General features: G+C 56.6%; 15 protein-coding genes. 4 read left to right on the top strand and 11 right to left on the bottom strand.

All coding sequences use genetic code 11. The annotated features are described in order from the left end of the window. Positions 1-150: 150 nt before the first annotated feature. The 7 genes from ABIE08_RS14255 to ABIE08_RS14225 all read right to left on the bottom strand — a co-directional run bounded on the left by ABIE08_RS14255 (position 151) and on the right by ABIE08_RS14225 (position 6,570). Positions 151-1,425, bottom strand: coding sequence for a hypothetical protein (locus ABIE08_RS14255; protein ID WP_354552024.1), 1,275 nt, complete (start codon positions 1,423-1,425; stop codon positions 151-153). Further along, positions 1,409-1,846, bottom strand: a complete 438-nt coding sequence (locus ABIE08_RS14250) for a hypothetical protein (RefSeq protein ID WP_354552022.1) — start codon at positions 1,844-1,846, stop codon at positions 1,409-1,411. The genes ABIE08_RS14255 and ABIE08_RS14250 overlap by 17 nt, the downstream gene beginning before the upstream one ends. 290 nt (positions 1,847-2,136) lie before the next feature. After that, entirely contained in the window at positions 2,137-3,159 is a 1,023-nt protein-coding gene (locus tag ABIE08_RS14245; protein ID WP_354552021.1) for a tyrosine-type recombinase/integrase, read from the bottom strand. A gap of 1 nt (position 3,160) precedes the next feature. Continuing rightward, on the bottom strand, positions 3,161-3,448 hold the full coding sequence (locus tag ABIE08_RS14240) for a hypothetical protein (RefSeq protein ID WP_354552019.1): 288 nt from the start codon (positions 3,446-3,448) through the stop codon (positions 3,161-3,163). A gap of 264 nt (positions 3,449-3,712) precedes the next feature. Next, entirely contained in the window at positions 3,713-4,015 is a 303-nt protein-coding gene (locus tag ABIE08_RS14235; protein WP_354552017.1) for a BRO-N domain-containing protein, read from the bottom strand. A gap of 477 nt (positions 4,016-4,492) precedes the next feature. Continuing rightward, a complete protein-coding gene (locus ABIE08_RS14230) occupies positions 4,493-5,137 on the bottom strand; it encodes a recombinase family protein (RefSeq protein ID WP_354552015.1) in 645 nt (214 codons plus the stop codon). 443 nt (positions 5,138-5,580) lie between these two features. Beyond that, positions 5,581-6,570, bottom strand: a complete 990-nt coding sequence (locus tag ABIE08_RS14225) for a hypothetical protein (protein WP_354552014.1) — start codon at positions 6,568-6,570, stop codon at positions 5,581-5,583. A gap of 1,136 nt (positions 6,571-7,706) precedes the next feature. Here ABIE08_RS14225 and ABIE08_RS14220 point away from each other — a divergent pair. From ABIE08_RS14220 to ABIE08_RS14205, 4 genes are all read left to right on the top strand, one after another. Continuing rightward, positions 7,707-11,045 carry a hypothetical protein gene (locus ABIE08_RS14220; RefSeq protein WP_354552012.1) on the top strand — a complete coding sequence of 1,113 codons (3,339 nt, stop codon included), beginning with the start codon at positions 7,707-7,709 and terminating at the stop codon, positions 11,043-11,045. An 8-nt stretch (positions 11,046-11,053) separates the two neighbouring features. Next, positions 11,054-11,500, top strand: coding sequence for a response regulator (locus tag ABIE08_RS14215; protein ID WP_354552010.1), 447 nt, complete (start codon positions 11,054-11,056; stop codon positions 11,498-11,500). Next, on the top strand, positions 11,497-12,774 hold the full coding sequence (locus tag ABIE08_RS14210; RefSeq protein ID WP_354552008.1) for a phosphorylase family protein: 1,278 nt from the start codon (positions 11,497-11,499) through the stop codon (positions 12,772-12,774). The genes ABIE08_RS14215 and ABIE08_RS14210 overlap by 4 nt, the downstream gene beginning before the upstream one ends. A 359-nt stretch (positions 12,775-13,133) precedes the next feature. Next, the gene (locus ABIE08_RS14205) at positions 13,134-14,243 is read left to right on the top strand and encodes a hypothetical protein (RefSeq protein ID WP_354552006.1); all 1,110 of its coding nucleotides are present in this window, start codon (positions 13,134-13,136) and stop codon (positions 14,241-14,243) included. A gap of 501 nt (positions 14,244-14,744) precedes the next feature. On the opposite strand, the gene ABIE08_RS14200 is transcribed toward ABIE08_RS14205, so the two are convergent. From ABIE08_RS14200 to ABIE08_RS14185, 4 genes are all read right to left on the bottom strand, one after another. Continuing rightward, positions 14,745-14,867 carry a hypothetical protein gene (locus ABIE08_RS14200; RefSeq protein ID WP_354552004.1) on the bottom strand — a complete coding sequence of 41 codons (123 nt, stop codon included), beginning with the start codon at positions 14,865-14,867 and terminating at the stop codon, positions 14,745-14,747. Between the two features lie 109 nt (positions 14,868-14,976). After that, entirely contained in the window at positions 14,977-15,237 is a 261-nt protein-coding gene (locus tag ABIE08_RS14195; RefSeq protein ID WP_354552002.1) for a hypothetical protein, read from the bottom strand. Further along, entirely contained in the window at positions 15,234-15,482 is a 249-nt protein-coding gene (locus ABIE08_RS14190) for a hypothetical protein (protein WP_354552000.1), read from the bottom strand. Before ABIE08_RS14190 ends, ABIE08_RS14195 begins: the two co-directional genes overlap by 4 nt. Next, positions 15,479-15,721, bottom strand: a complete 243-nt coding sequence (locus tag ABIE08_RS14185) for a hypothetical protein (protein ID WP_354551998.1) — start codon at positions 15,719-15,721, stop codon at positions 15,479-15,481. The genes ABIE08_RS14190 and ABIE08_RS14185 overlap by 4 nt, the downstream gene beginning before the upstream one ends. Positions 15,722-15,737: the final 16 nt, after the last annotated feature.

Here is a 15,737-nt window from a genome sequence, read left to right as displayed (position 1 = left end):
CTGCCTCGCTTTCGTTGGTTTCGTGGCGATGGTTGCCCTTTGGTCAAGCTTATGGTGCTCACTAAGGGAGATAGAGGGGGGGTGGTGGGGGTGATGACCGGCTCCCTAACGGTGCTCCTCCCATCAGGGACGGACGGAAGTCCGATCCAGTTAGGGCTTCACAGAGACAGGCACCGTGTGGCCCACGACATAGCGGGCAGCATCGGCCATGATCTGCTGGACCATGAAGGCTGCGGATGCGGGGCAGAGAACGGCGTCGTGGATCGGCAGGACCGTGATGCCGAGGGCGATGCAGCCCATGAGCACACGGCACATGATGCAGCTTTCCCGGTTCATCAGCCGATAGCCGATCCCAGTGTTGAGGAGGTCGGTGATTGCGGGATGCCGGCCGACGAGCGCCTTCCGGAATGCCCCCACCGAGCAGCCCGAAGGAAGCCCCTCGGCAATCTCAGGCGGCCACTTCCGCATCGTCCCCGCCTTGAACATCAGGGCGTTGAACGCTTTCTTGACTGTGTCCCGATGATCCGACCCGATGCCAGCAAGCTGCGGGAGGTCGTACAGGTCATCGTCGTCGGATGGCGGACCGGCTTGAACATGAGAATAGGCTAGCCGGGGGAACATCTGCCTGTAGTCGAGTTCGACAATGGGCTCCCCGCTGATGCGGATATGCCGACGAGCCCCCCGCTTAAGCCCTTGCCAGAAGCCGCCGAACATTCGCCCGCCAAGGTCGAGGGAAGGCCGAGATACGTGAGGCGGGTGATTGAAGTAGCGAGCCATCAACCTGTCGCTGGTGTCGACAGGATCATTGCCGACATAGGCGATATCCGCCGAGGCCAAATAGCCGTTGATCGCCTCCATCTCCTCTCGATAGAGGGCAGCCTCCGCTGTCGTCGGTATGGCGAACGCTTCCCGCTTTCCTTGCCGGTCCTTTCTGTTGAGGTGGATGCAGTCGATCACCGGGCTCCATCGGAAATCGTGCGTCGTAAATGCGTGCAACAGGACCTCGCCCCGGAAGCCCTCAGAGGGCGCTATCGTGGTTGCCTGATGGAGTTCAGTCGGAAGAGTGACAATGGCCACCCCGATTGCCTGAAGCCCCTGTAGGACCGCCTTGAGCCCCCTGCCGAAGCCGGGCAGAACTGGAGAAATTCGGACCTTTCGAGCATTCGCCAGCGGCAGGATGATCGCAGCTGACGCGGCCGAGAAGACCGTGGAATGCACCAGGTTGGCGACGATGCCCGCGACAACATTCCGGAGCCCATCCAGGTCTCTAGGCTTCCTCTTCCGCTTCCTGACGTGGTGTTTGTCTTCGTACCGTAGGAGCCGCTCCACAATGTCGGCCACGAGGTTCCTCAGGGCGTCGCTCGCGGGGAACAGGTCATGGCGGAACCTCCGGTCACGAACAGTCGCCTCAGGATGCAGAAGCATTGCCGCGTGACACCTTGATCTGACTATCCCGCCGCTTCGCCTTGCCCCGCCTCGACAGCAAGTTCATGACGCGAAGGTCGAGACTATCGCCGTTGGCGTAGCGGATGACCTCGCCCGGTCCTGCATCCATGATCACGCGGGCAATCAGCGTGAGTGTGCTTCGGCTTCCCGGCGCCGCAGTGCGGACATACCGCCGCCCATGACCGTTGCTGTTCGTGAACCACATTCCCGTCAGGCCACTGTCGAGGACGCGCTGATAGGCACGGGGCCCAACGATGGCGTGGTTTCGTCCGTGGTTGTCGAGGGGGACCTTCAGCGCCGCCATTCCGAACTCGTCAATGAAGGCGATGGGCTGACGATTGGCGGGATGTCGGGGACGGTCGAGCGGATCGCGCTGTTGCTCTGATTGACCAGAAGTCATTGATTTCCTTTCGTGAAATAAAGAAGGCCCCGAAGGTTGTTCCTTCGAGGCCCTGAGGTGGATCGATGATGGTGGCGGCGGCATCAGCGCCCGAGCGCAATACATGCCTGTAAACAGGTGGGCAGACACAGACGCGGAGATGAGCCCGGTGCGAATGCCTGTTGTCCTATTGGGCGTCGCTGTTCAATGCGGGCCCGACGAGCAGTCGGAACAACGCCTGTATCACCTAGTGGACGGCGTAATGCCCCCCGCGTCGGCAGTACCGTCGAGAAAATGCCGAGGCCCGCGCTCTACGCCTGTGCCCGTTCCAGCACCTGAAGCGCTGCCTGAAGGGCGTCCGGTCGGATCTGCATATATCGCATCGTCGTGGTCAGGTTGCTGTGCCCCATCCATTCCATGACGCGCTTCACGTCCACGCCGCCGAGGATCAGCCGGGTGCAGCAGGTATGGCGCAGCGTGTGCGGCGTCACGTCGTGCAGCCCCAACGTCTCCTGCATCGCATCCCACCGGACCGCCATCGTTCCCTTCCGCATCATCGTGAACGGGCCCGCGTTGTGGCCGTGCAGACCGCGCCGTCTAGCGAGGATCTCTCGGCTCCGCTTTGTGATCGGCACGGTGCGCGGCTGGTTCGTCTTCGTTGTCCAGAAGGTGACAGAAGCGTTGTGCGGACCGAAGGCGTCCCAGTGAGCCGCGACCATTTCCGAGAAGCAGCGCGCCCCGGTGTCCACTAGAAGCGTCGTCAAGTCGGCGTAGTCGGTCCACCCTCGGGCGTTCCAATAGGCCATGATCGCCCGCTCTTCGGTCTCATCGATATAGCGGAAGCGGGTTTTCACCTCGACGTTGCGCCTGATCTTCGGGACCTTGGCGAGAACGCTGGCCTCGACCGCCACATGCAGCATCTTCGACAGCGCTGCGCACTTCCGATTGATCGTCGCCGTCGAGTTACCGCGCTTGGCGAAGTGGGTCTTGAGGTCAGCGATGTCGGGCATCTGGATCTCGCGGACATCCTTGTTCCGCCCGAAATACTCGACCACATGGAGCCCGTTGCGTTTCAGGTCAGCGGCGGCACGCATCGCGTCCCACTCGCTCTTGCAGACGAAATCGTACAGGACGCCCAACTGGCTGAGGTCTCGGGCTGCCTCAGCGCGGGGCATATCGAGCGCCTTCGGGATCGGCTTCCCGAGCAGCACAGCGTCTCGCGCTGCTTCCTCCCACTGCATCGCCGCCTCCTCAGTTGCGAAGGTCGGCCTCAGGCGCTTCCCGTCGGCCGTGGTCACATCGCCCTGCCAGCGTCGACCTCTCAACCGCGCCATATCACTTGCTCCCCTTGGTGGGCTTCGGGGCGCTCAACGAAGCTAGCCACTGCGCGGGGAGCGTCTGCGCCTCTTCGGGCAGAAGACGGTTGAACTCGATGAGCTTCATGAGGGCCCGCCTGTACGGCTCTAGGACCTCTCCGTGCCCGATGGGGAACCCGGAGGCCATCGCCACAGCGGCCTCGAAGACAAAGCCATTGACCTTCCGCAGCGCCGCCACGGCGTCTTTCTCGGGATAAGTGAGCCCCGCGCTCGTGGCCATGGCCGTGAGAAGGTCCTCGGCGGCCACAATGTGGGCTGCGATCTGGTCTTGGGGGCGGGCATTCGCCCGACAGCACGAACGGTGGCTAGATGGCACAATAGATCTCCGAAGTGGCGTTAATCGACCCCGGATTTGTGCGACCTAAATATTAGTTCGGCAATGTTGAAATATGATCGGCGATCAGCGCTTCTTATGACTGCGCGTGACATCGTCACCGTATGATGACGACTATTGTCGAGAGCGTATTTGCTAGGATAGATCGACCCATTGTGGTAGTCATCATATGGTGATTTACTGACATATTGCCGCACGATAGCGCGCCACCTTGTCCTCCATCATCCGCATGGCGGTCAGGATGAACTGGTCCTCGGTCATCTCGCCGGTCGCGAGCTTCTCCTCGCCCATGACATAGCCGCCATCCTTGCGGATCGACGGGAGGACCACCTGAGTGACCCAGTTCTGGAACTCCTTGGCCTTCGGCTTGTCGGAGCGCATCACAAGTTTGTAGAGGCCGCTCTCGGTGATAAGCACCGCCCGAGCAACGCTCCCCGGAAAGAGTTCAGGAGCAATCCCACCGTGGGTGGGTTTGGTCACGGTTTGCTTCTGGACGGTCGGACCTCGGCACTTAGTGCATTTGGTGCACTAAGAGGGCCGCAACACACCGCGATGGACAGGGGACCCACGTCTCTGCCGCGTGGGTCTTGCACGATGCCGCAACCCTGTATCTGACACAGGGTGCTCTCTGTCGGGTCGAGGCGGGCCGTGGCGTTTCCGTGACTGCCTTGGGACGTTCCTTTCCCATGTACCAGATGCTTGGGAACGGCCCGCTTCTTGGCCTTCCCAACTGAGTTATCATTGGGAATACGGCGGATCGCACTGAGGCAATCTCAGGGGTTTCAGTCCACCCCCACGCCTGATCCACGTTTGAACAGAGGTCAGACATCTGTTCAAAGCAGCTGCGCCATCAATCGAAGAGCCCGAAGCCTCGCAGAACGCCAGCCAGTCCGCCGACAGCGAAGACACCCGCGATTGCACCCACGATCACCATGACGATCACCTCCACCATGGCCCTCAAGCCTCCGCCGTGTTCGTCTGCATGGGCTCGTCAGCCAGCCGCTTCGCTAGCCGTGACAGCGTGGACATAGAGCAGCCTGTCGCCGCAGCGATGTCGCGCCATTTCTGTCCGCCCCGGAGCATCTGAAGGATAGCCGCGTTCCGCTCTGTGTCCTCGGGGCGGCCCCGATAGGCCCCTTCCTCCTTCGCCTTGGCGATCCCTTGAGCCTGACGACGGAGCCGGTCCTCGTAGTCCTTGCGGGCGATGGCGGCGAGCATGTCGAGCATCATGGCGTTGATCGCGTCGAGCATCCGGCTCTGGATATCGTTAGGGTTAGACTGGATCATGCTCCACGATGTCGGGAGGTCGAGCGCTACGACTTTCACACGACGGGATCTGATCTCGCCCTTGAGGCGCTCCCAGTCGGTGGCGTTTAGGCGGCTTAGTCGGTCCACCTGCTCGATCAGCAGCACGTCGCCGGGCGAACAATCAGCCAGGAGCCGGAAGAGTTCGGGCCGCTTGAGCGATGCGCCGCTCTCATTCTCGACGTAGGAGGCCGCGATCTTCAGCCCGCGCTCCTCCGCGAACTTGTGAAGGTCGGACTGGGCCCGCGTTGCGTCCTGCTCTTTAGTGGACGCGCGGAGATAGGCTCGGATGAACATCAGGGACCGCTCTGCTTCGTTTTGGATGCTTCGATTAATGCCGCTACGGTCTGGATGGTCAAGCGATATTATCGAAGCAGCGGAAATGGCAGTTCTTGGTGGGCCGACACGCTTCCGCCCAAGCGTACAAAAGCGAAGCAGCGCCGGGCCGTGCAAAGTTGCAGAGGGCGAGGTATTGCCGGGATGATCGGAGAAGCGGCTTGCCTCACCTTGTCGCGCGGCCGATGACGCGAGGTGGTGGCCTCGGCGGCCTTCCGATGAGCGAGCATCCGGTGGCCGTCATGGCGTTGGCTTTGGTGACTGAGAACGGAGTCCCGATGACGGGCCTACGGATCGCCAATGGGCGGCGGGGGGGGTGATGCCCGCGCAACAAAGCTGGATTTCGACCCCTCGGATTTTTTCGCCATTTTTCGGTCGCCTACAAGGCGGCGCGCCGCTCGAACTCACTCATCTTGATACTCGAACTGATGATTGTACTCGCGGGCAATCTCTTCGGTGTCGACATAGTCCATAGGATCGATGCCGAAATGCTCTACAGGGTCGACTTCTTGCCGGGAGACGAATTCATGGTCGAATTTGGCGGCCATCAATTCGTCCAGCCCCTTGATCATCAGATCACAAACTTTGCATTCGAAGATTTCTGGGACGACCCTGACCTCCTGGAAGATTTCATTCTCCTCCAGTATTGGGGCGCTGACGCCGACTGGCCTACCACCTAGGTATCCGTCGGATCCGCAAGCTGGGCATTTAGTAACAAGAATGTGGTGCCCCGATTTCATCACAGCGGACTGGAAGCCGGCTCTGCCGTTCTTGCGAAGGTCGTCCTGCTGCGCCTTGGGAAGACCATAAAAGCGGTCCTTGTGGATGTTGATTAGCTGACGAACACGCTCCTTACGATTGTGCGCCAGTGCGGCAGAAGTGGCGACGGCTTGCTTTCCGTCGTCGCTGCCCATCAACACCTCGATATCTTGTCCAGCAAAGCGGGACATCTTCACGATAAAGGACAAGATCTGCGGCTTGAAGCTAACATCCTTGACTGGGACCGATGAGAGCGCATCACCGTCCCCGTGGAGCTCCTCATTACGCGTGTCAAAGAGCAACCGAACGGCCTGAACTTCCTCTTCACTGAGATCGGCGACGAGCCTTTGACAGCGGCTAATTGCTTTATCCATACCGACGCTTCGGGCGGGCTTACGGGGCGCGATACCGTTCGAGAACAGCAAGCTCTCCTCATCTAGCTCGGCATTCAAGGAGGGGTGCTGATGGACTAGTGCACCGCGCGCGACAAACTCGACCACAAAAGAAAGCTGCAACAGGAACTGCTCCGCATCCCGAACTGAAGCGGTATTTCTCTCCCAGTATCTCTGCGCCTTGGCGAAGTATCTGTCCGAGTGCCAAGTCATTTCCACCTCAAAGCCAATCGCCAAAGCCAACCAACATTATCCGCGACTGCCGATCTTCCATGCAAGAAACGCCAATTGTCAATTACCACGAAAACTGTCGTAGACCAGTCGACAACCGTGCACGGATCTAGAGCGGTAGAAATCTTGTCCGCCAGTTGCCTCGCATGGCCGTCGAGTGGAAGCATAGTGTCGGAATTGTATCGGATAAAGCTCTCTGCCCCCCGTCGGGAAAGGAAGCGCGTAGAAAAGTTCTTTCTATTGGTAGAGACCCGAAACACCCCGGCCATAGCGTCATTGGAACCCAACAGCGGCTGTGGATCATAAATCAAGGTGTGCGCGGAACGCCGAACGGGGCAGACAAGAGCGATATAGCGGGGAGGCGTGTCGTCCAGGGCGAAGTCAGTATGTGGCGGGAATGCCCCCACGCCATAAGATGCCGAAAGCGATCGAGGCCGCGCAGCAAACGCGGGGCTAGGCCGCAGCCTTGCTACTTGAACACCCTGTGGCGCAAGCTCCTGTACCAAGCCAAAAAGAGCTTTTACGCCGCCGCCCCGTCGTTCACAGAGCAGCAACCCGCGAGATTTCAACTCTTCAAGGAGACAACCGCTCGTCTGGTTCCGCACTACCCCCCCCCTCGTCATGAATGCAGAATATACAGCCAACAGAAAAATGCGCGGCCCAGCTACCGGCGAGCGTCAATGCACGCCATACCCGCACTTAAGCGAAAGGTGAACTTCTTAGTCGCGATGCCCCCGCCCCGGACAAAACCCCGAAGAGCGAGACACCTGATGGTATTGATTTATTGGGTTAATCTGGAATTCCTCCGTTCCCGGACTCATAGCTTTTGAAGAATTTTGACATGACGCCATCAGCCAGAACGGGATGATGACATGCCTCCTACTTGCACCCACCCAAAAACCAAGTAGCGGGAGCCCACAGCAAATCATCTCGACACTCGGTGGTCAGAGCAGCAAATTGAATGGCTAACCAGTGAGTCGCAGCAGCATGAGGGTGAGTTGAAACAACCTAAACGCAAGCAAGTGCCGGCAGCGGATCCGATCCGCGAGATGCTTCGCGCACTGCATTCAAAAGGCGATTTGCGTCGGGGATTGGCTAAGCTACGCGCCCAAATTCATCCACGACAAATCCCCCCGCTAATATCGCGGATGTACGCAACACCCATCTACCGCTCGCTGCTTGCCAACGCCCTATTTCCTGCACACCCAGACGACGTCACGATCAAGTTTCCCGGTCATGAGCCCGATCCATGGCGGGATTACGCTTGGACAGCCGCCATATGCGCCCAACACTGCTCTAGTTTAAATCGTTTTGTCGAACTGCGGGAACAGTTTGAACGCCTCGCGATGACCGGCCTAAATGCCGAGGCTCATGAAGTCCTCGAACGTGTTCGAGCCGAGCTAGGATTTTCGCTGTGGTACATAGAAAATAAGCTTCAACTAATTCAAGCGTCTCAAGGCCTGAAGGCCCAGAAGGATTATCTGTCGGAGATAATCGAAACAAAGAATATAGACCCCACAATTGCCTATCTTATATATCTTTTTAGCATCAAATCAGAACCCCACATATCAGTTGAATACCTAGACGACATTATATATGCGATAAATGGCGCAGGTATAAGTGAAGTTAGAGCTGCATTTTTCGTCTATTTTATACACCCGCTAAGGATGCATGAAATGGACGCGCCATTCCACTGCGTTCATTCATGCGATAGCCTCCCCTTGATCGACCGCTACATGTCGCTGATGAGATGTATGCAAATCGACTATTCGAAACTGGACACGGATAGGCAGTCCAGTATCGAGGCCGCACTTGTTCTCTTAGCCGGAATTTCGGACGACCAGCTCGAAACGCTACGATTTCTGGGATCATGCGCCCCAGAAGGGCGATCGACGACGCTAGCAATCGATCCCATAACCCTAGCTTGCGACGCTTATACAGAGGGACGATACCTAGACGCAATCGAGCTATCGAAGAGCGACGTATCTAGTCGCCCAAGCAGCAGTCCACTGTGCGAACTACTCGTGAGATCGTGCAGACTCGGCGATCAACCTCTTTCCCCAGTTGCCCCCCCTTCATCTCTTCTGTCTCAAGCGCTAACAGACATTGACAATATAATTAGCATGAACAGCGACTATCGCGGATCTTTCGTAAGATTGGAAAGAATCGCACTCAGCTTACCAAACACTCCATTTAGCATAGCTATATTCGCCATAAAGGAGAGGAGACACCATTTTGAACCGGATTGCTCCTTCTCTTCATTGGACCTCCTATGGGCAATAATCTGCTCGCCAGCAAATCCATGGCACTATTACATTCTCAAAGCGATTAAGCCCGGTATCGAACAACATATACAGGAGGCTGTTGGCGCCTCTCCCGCCTTCACGCTTAGAGTAGCATTTGACCAATTAGATGAGATAGCGACAGCGGCGGCAATCAGAAGACTGAACGCGCCCCAAGAAAGGATCGAAAGCTATCTCGGCCAAAATGCAATGAGGGCTCGAAATCTGACCGCCGCAATTGCTCACTTCAGCCACCCAGCGCATTCCAGTAGTTCTCTCGCCGAGATATCGGCGAATTCAAAGCTATTCAAGGCCTTACTACTGGATGGAAATTTTGAGCGATGCATTGATCTGGCTTGTTCATCCTATTACGCCAATGACAATTACATTTCAGCATTTGACCTCTCTACTCTCATCCACACTGCTATAGCAAATCAACCGGATATTCGCTCTTCGATCAAGTTTAACAACGTCGTAAGCTTCGTCGCCATCACCTCGCCAAACAAATTCGAGGGCACGCTTTCAGATTGCTTCGAAGACACACTCGACGCGTATGGCGTGCGAGTGCCTTCAGAGTTGGTAGCTTTAGGCGGCCACGATCAACTTGATCTCATTCATTTTGTCGCCAAAGTTGCCTCTGTGCGAACTATGGAAGATTGCACCAATTTTGCTGACTTGGACGAGATCGAAGCCGAAAGGATTAGGCTGTGCATCTGGTTGACCAACGCAGACCCCGCGAATGCGGCCATTTATTCGGGAGAAATACGACAGATCACCCGAGACAGGCAGATGAGCTCTCTGCACGCCAAAATAAACTCGAGCAAAATATACGTTGACGAGGCCGGAATAAAATCATCCATGTCCTCTCAGCTAGAAGACGGGCACAGTCGTTATGTCGAACTACTGGGAACTCCGGATCTAAGTTATCGAGTTGAGCAAATAACGAGACGAATTGGAAGACTTCTTGATACAATTGACAATTCCGGAGCCGACAAAGCGGCATCGGATATGAAACGCTTGAGGCTTCCGTCTACCGAACGATTGGGCGTTCTTGAAGAGATCTATACCGCATTTTTGTCAAGGTTTCTCTTCAGCCCAGAATTCGGATTGGACACGCATTTGAGTGCCAACATAAGGCACGGCACGTTTGTGGGCCAGGCTCGACGGAGTGTGGCCGAGGAGCACCTTGTCACGGTCCGCGATAGTGCCAGTTCGAATTATGAGGAAAACGCCTATTGGATAAGTAGGTATGACGCACTTGGTGAGATTTCGTCGATAATTGACGAGAAGTTGCGCCGGTTCTCCTTGAGGCTCGACGGGTTGCTGCACTACGTCAATGACGAATTAATGCATATTAGAGGAGAGCGCAGACCTCACGGATTATTCAGATTTTCTGATACCACCGACGCCGTCAACAATATTGCGGCCCAAGTTAGCCAGAGCACTACGCTTGAGGAATTCGAGGCGGCATTAATAGACGCCGCGTGGCAGCAAACGAACGCGTCAATGAGCACAATTCGCGCCTATCTCCTGGAAGATTTCAGCCGAGATGCGAACAAGTACTTTGATTTGCTTGTATCCGACCTAGAAAGCGCGATTTCGCGAGAGAGAATTGTTGACCTTCTTGATGCGATCGCGCGAGCACGGACCGACTTTCACCACAATATCCAAGAGATATCGCATTGGTTTCGTCCGCCTGGGAGAATTGATAATCACCCCTACCCTTTCGATATCGTCGCAGAGGTTGCGGAACGTGAAGTCACGAGCTGCTACGGGGATAGAAACTTTGCTTTCAGAAAAGACATATCTGCGCAGCGCAATGTAAGCGGCCGCAAGATTTTCGGATTTATAGAAATACTATTTATTCTTCTGCAGAACGCGATAATTCATAGCGGCCAGCAAGCCCGTATTTTGATTGAGATGGCAATCATAGAAAGCGATGGCTATCTAGAAATTTCTGTTTCAAACACCCTCGGCTTAGGAGTTGATGCAAACGAATTGCGCAATAACGCTCAGACGGCTGTTGCCCGGTATTCTCAGTCGGCCATCGAACTTGTTAGACAGGAGGGCGGATCAGGTCTTTCTAAGATATGGAGAACTGCGGAGCATACATTGAAGGTTCCCCATACGGCAGACATGACTGTTGTTGACGATCGAACGTTTAAAACAACGCTGCTTCTTCAGTCAGATGGACTATTCGCGTGAGAATCCTCTTGATCGAAGACGATATCCTGAAAGCTGCAAGGATAATCGAGTATATATCCAGGCGGGATGCGGGCCACGAGATCGTTCACCATCGCTCTTATCAAAGCGGCCTCAAGAGCATTCAAGAGACCGTCCCCGATCTGATATTTTTGGATATGAGCATACCCACCTTCGATATGGGGCCGACTAGTAGGGAAGGCCGCCCCCGGTCGATGGGTGGGCGAGATGTAATGAGAAAACTTGTGCGACGCGGAATCAACTGCGTCGTCGTGGTGGTTACCCAGCTGGAGACCTTTGGGGAGGGTGCCGATGCGGTCACATTCGAACAACTCGGTCAACTGTGCAAAACCGAGTTTCCAGATCTCTTCTCCGGGATAGTTCACTATCATGCGACGTCCAGCGCATGGATCTCGGAACTCGATAGAATACTTGAGTGGGAGGTAGGTTCGAAGTGATACGCATACTACTGGTCGAGGACGAGACTGAAAAAGCACGCGTGGTATCAGACGCAATAGTCAATGCGAGCAGCTTGAATATAAACTGCCTCACCCACTGCAACTCGCTCGTGGAGGCCAAAAGAAATCTTCAGAATAATTATTATGATCTAATGGTCATAGATCTTAATATCCCGACCCGTACAGACCTACCGGTTAAAGGTGGCGCGGGCATTGAGTTGCTACAGAGCTTATCCAGCCACAGTGATAAATATAATATCCCAAAATACGTGATTGGGCTGTCGGCGTATCCCGAATCCATTGAAGGCGCGGAACTAAAGATAAAGAATCCTCTGTGGCCGATCCTGAAATTTGCGCACGACGAAAGTGATTGGGTTCACGGCCTGCAATCTGCTGTTCGACATATCGTCACCAGTGATAGGCCTCCTTTTGTAACCGACGGTAGGACTTATCATACCACGCTTGGCGTTGTTGTAGGATTGGAGGACCTAGAGCTTGAGAGCGTTCTGGCTCTTGACCCCTCGTTTAAGCAGATCTCTGTTCGTCATGATCCGACCCGGTATTTTGCAGGTACGTTGAGCGGCGACGGAAGGATTGTCGATGTCGTTGTCGCGGCGGCGCCCAAAATGGGACTGCCCGTGTCGGCCGTGGTCGCCACAAAACTGGTCGAAACATTCCGCCCGCGCTACTTGGCCATGACCGGCATTTGCGCCGGGGTGCGGGGGAAAACAGAGATCGGAGACATCCTGATTGCCGATCCCTGCTGGGATTGGGGAAGCGGGAAGCTGGGCGTGGATCAAGACGAGCGGGAGCGTTTCCTAAATGCGCCATACCAATGGCGTCTCAACGCGGAGCTGCGTAGCAAGGCCAAGGATATATCTACCGATAGCGAGTGGCTCAAGACGGTGTTTATGGAGTGGGAAGGAGAGCGCCCCATTAACAAGCCCCGTATCTTGATCGATGCGGTAGCGAGTGGTGCATCTGTTCTTCAGCGTAGGTCTGCGATGGACGCAATCGTGGGCCAGCACAAAAATCTTATTGGAGTTGAGATGGAGATTTTCTCAGTACTCACTGCTGCAGAGATAAGCACCGCGCCCCAGCCATTGGCTATTGGTTTCAAATCGGTTTGCGATTTTGGCGACGAGAACAAGAACGACGGCCATCAGAGATACGCCGCATATACCAGCGCGAGGTTCTTAAAAAAGATCGCATTGGCCGCCATGGCTCCGTCTTTGGAGATACCCGAGGAGGACCCGTTGGAGTCAGCGGTATAATTGAGCAAAATTGTAATCTGTTAAACGGCTCTGGGCGGCATTGGCCAAAGCGGCTCCCAATCTGCTCGAAGAGGAAATTGGTTCCTGTTCAGACTGTGCCCGTGCTACAAGACCGTGCCACAGCGTTGCGGGCCGCCTTGCGAAAACCCGCAGTTTTCCTAGGGTCTTGAGCGTGCGGAGCGAGTTCAATCCTCTCTTGCAGCACCACTCATTTGAAAAAATCCCTTTATTTTCAATTACATAAGAATTTGGTGGATATTCCAATCCACCCATGGACCCACCTTGCTGGTGACGCTGCCGTTAGTGATTGCAAGAGCTGACAGCACAGGCCGCTACCCGGCCCAGCCTGGAAAACGCATATGATCTGGGACCGAGAGCGGCTTTACCTCGAAGTCTGGCAGTCGCCGATGATCGAGTTGGCGGCGAGGCTTGAGGTCTCGGGTACCAATCTGAAGAAGATCTGCGTGAATGCCGACATTCCAGTCCCGCCTCAGGGCTATTGGAACAAGCTAGCTGCTGGCAAACCTGTCCCAACACGGCCGCCGCTTGGGCCATCGAGAAGAGGGATCGAACGAGCTCAGTACCCTGGGCCTCGTCCGCAAGAAGAGAACCTTTTAACCCAAGCTGACAGAGACGAAGTGACGGCCTCGGTAAGCTCGGTGGCTGTCCCTAAGTCACTAAAAAGCCCGCACCCACTGATTGCGCGACTCCTAGACAACGTCGGCTTTCGGCTAAAGCACGTCGGCATGATTTCCAACGGCGCAATGCGGGAAGCCCTCCAAATTGCAGAGCTGACCGCTACTGATGAGCGACGACTTCGAATCCTCGACACTTTGTTCAAGGAGCTTGCGCCGCGCGGGTGGCAGATCAAGTTGGAGAAGTCACGGCAATTTTCAGCGGTCCACGAGGAAGGACGGATCTACTTCAAATTGAATGAGCGGATCCGTCGGGAATCGATTGCCCGCCGACCGCCAACCAACGCATTCGAAGAGCTGATTTGGAGACCGACAACCCAAATTTTTCATCGATCCAAATGGGAAGACAGCGAGAGAGCTGGCGTTGAAGCGCGCCTTCCGGATATCCTAGGCTCCTTCCTACTGTGGGCACGTCTCTGGAAGCACGAGAAACCGCAACGCCAGTTGCGCGCCGCGCAGATGGCCGAGGCCGAAAGCGTTCGCAAAGAGCAGATGGCTGAGGCCGCCCGCGTTCGAGAAGCGGCTCAGACAGAACAACGACAAGAGAGGGAGCGCTGGGCCTCACTGCTTGGAGCTTCTGAAGCTTGGCGCGACGCAGCGGTAGCAAGGGCGTTTGTCGAGGAGTTGGCTGCCCGGATTGGGAGCTCCAATGAACATATCGACGGGAAGCCGACCTCTGATTGGCTGGAATGGGCACGTCGCCGGATAGCGGAGACGGACCCGCTAGCAAGAGGCGCGATGGCGGCCCTTTGTCGGATTGTGGGGAAAAGCTAGCGGTCATCGCCCCACCTCCTCTAGATCCTCATAGCCCCCGGCCCCCCAAGCGATTTGAGCGCAAGCCTTGTCGAGGTGATGGCCGCCCCAGCTCGGATGTCGCTCGGACGCCCCCTAAAGATGGCTCGGCGTCGTCCCCTGCTTCCCGGTCGTCGTAGCCCCCTGCCCCAGGTCGTCTGGTAGTACTTCTCGGTCCAGCCAGAATTGAGCGCCGGGGCGCCGAGTGACGACTCGTTGTCATTGTCGCCGTCCATCCAATCGAGAATCGAAAGCAGCCGGGCTAGTTCGCGTTCCGTCTCGGATAGAAGCGTCGCCAATCGCTCGGCTTCCCTCTCCATCGACACGCGAGTGCACGGAAGCGCGAATTGCTGAGGCTCGGGCCCAATCCTCATCGTTCGCGCTCCTGTTTCAACGGCGCCAAGCCGAGCGCGCGCTCTTCAGCCTCAATCAGTTTGACGACGCACCAGAAGAGGGCGCGGGCGAGGATGATGCGGATAAGGCTCATTGCACCAGCCCCCTGCGGATCAGTTCGGCTTTGAGGGCGCGCGCGTCCGCCCTGCGGTCGTGGCGCCAGGCCCGCGCCAGCTTCAGCTTGTCGGGGCTCAGCGCATAGGGCTCGGCCACGTCCAAGCTCGTGACGGTGGCATCCCGGCCGTCTTTCCAGCCGCCCACCATCAGAACGATGGAATGACCTTCGGCGAAGTCTTCGTCGATATGCGCCGCGGCGCAGTGCTCATGCTGCCTCTCCTGCGATGGGCAGGAAGGTGTTTACCAAGGCCCTAAGGGTGGCGGCGAAATCCGGCGTGATAACCAACACTTTTGCCCGCAGCGCGTCGTCGACGCAGGAATTCGACACGTAGTAGGCGAACGGGCAGTCGGGGTCGTTCTGCACGACGGGCGTGAACCGCTCCGGCATGTGCTCCACGAAATCGAGCAACTGCTGGACGTTGATCCTAGCCAAGGGCGAGGGGGCGTTCTGGGCAGGCGTCATCATGCCGGCACCCGTGAGAGTTCATAGAGCTGAACGCATAGCGTGCTCATCTTCCGCGATGCCTGAACCAGCTCACAGGCGATGAAACCCAATCCCTCGACGCGTTCCCGATCCAGCGGGCCAACTTCCATCAAGACGTCGTAGATTATCGCCGCGAAGCCGCGGAGATTGCGCATATCCGTTTCGCAATCGGAGGCCAGTTCGAAAAGCGCTCGATGCGCGACCGGCTTATCTGCGAGGCGCTTCATGCTGCACCTGGCGCGGCCTGCAGCCGCAGCTCCAGCTCATTCTGGATCTCGCCGAGCTTGTACTCCGCGAAGTGTAGAACGGTTTGGATTGCGCCCTGGTCTTCCTTACCCAGCAGCGCCTCGGCAGCCATGAAGGCGGCACGGATCAGGCGGCCGAGGTCGTTGGCCGTGTCGGCCAGATTAAGGTCGGTCTGGCGAACCGACGCCCGCCGATCAGATTGGGTTGGCTTAACGCTCATGGGTTTCCTCGTGTTG

Source organism: Kaistia defluvii, assembly GCF_040548815.1.
In the GTDB taxonomy this organism is placed as follows: Bacteria; Pseudomonadota; Alphaproteobacteria; order Rhizobiales; family Kaistiaceae; genus Kaistia; species Kaistia defluvii_A.
This window is presented reverse-complemented; position numbering and strand designations above follow the sequence as displayed.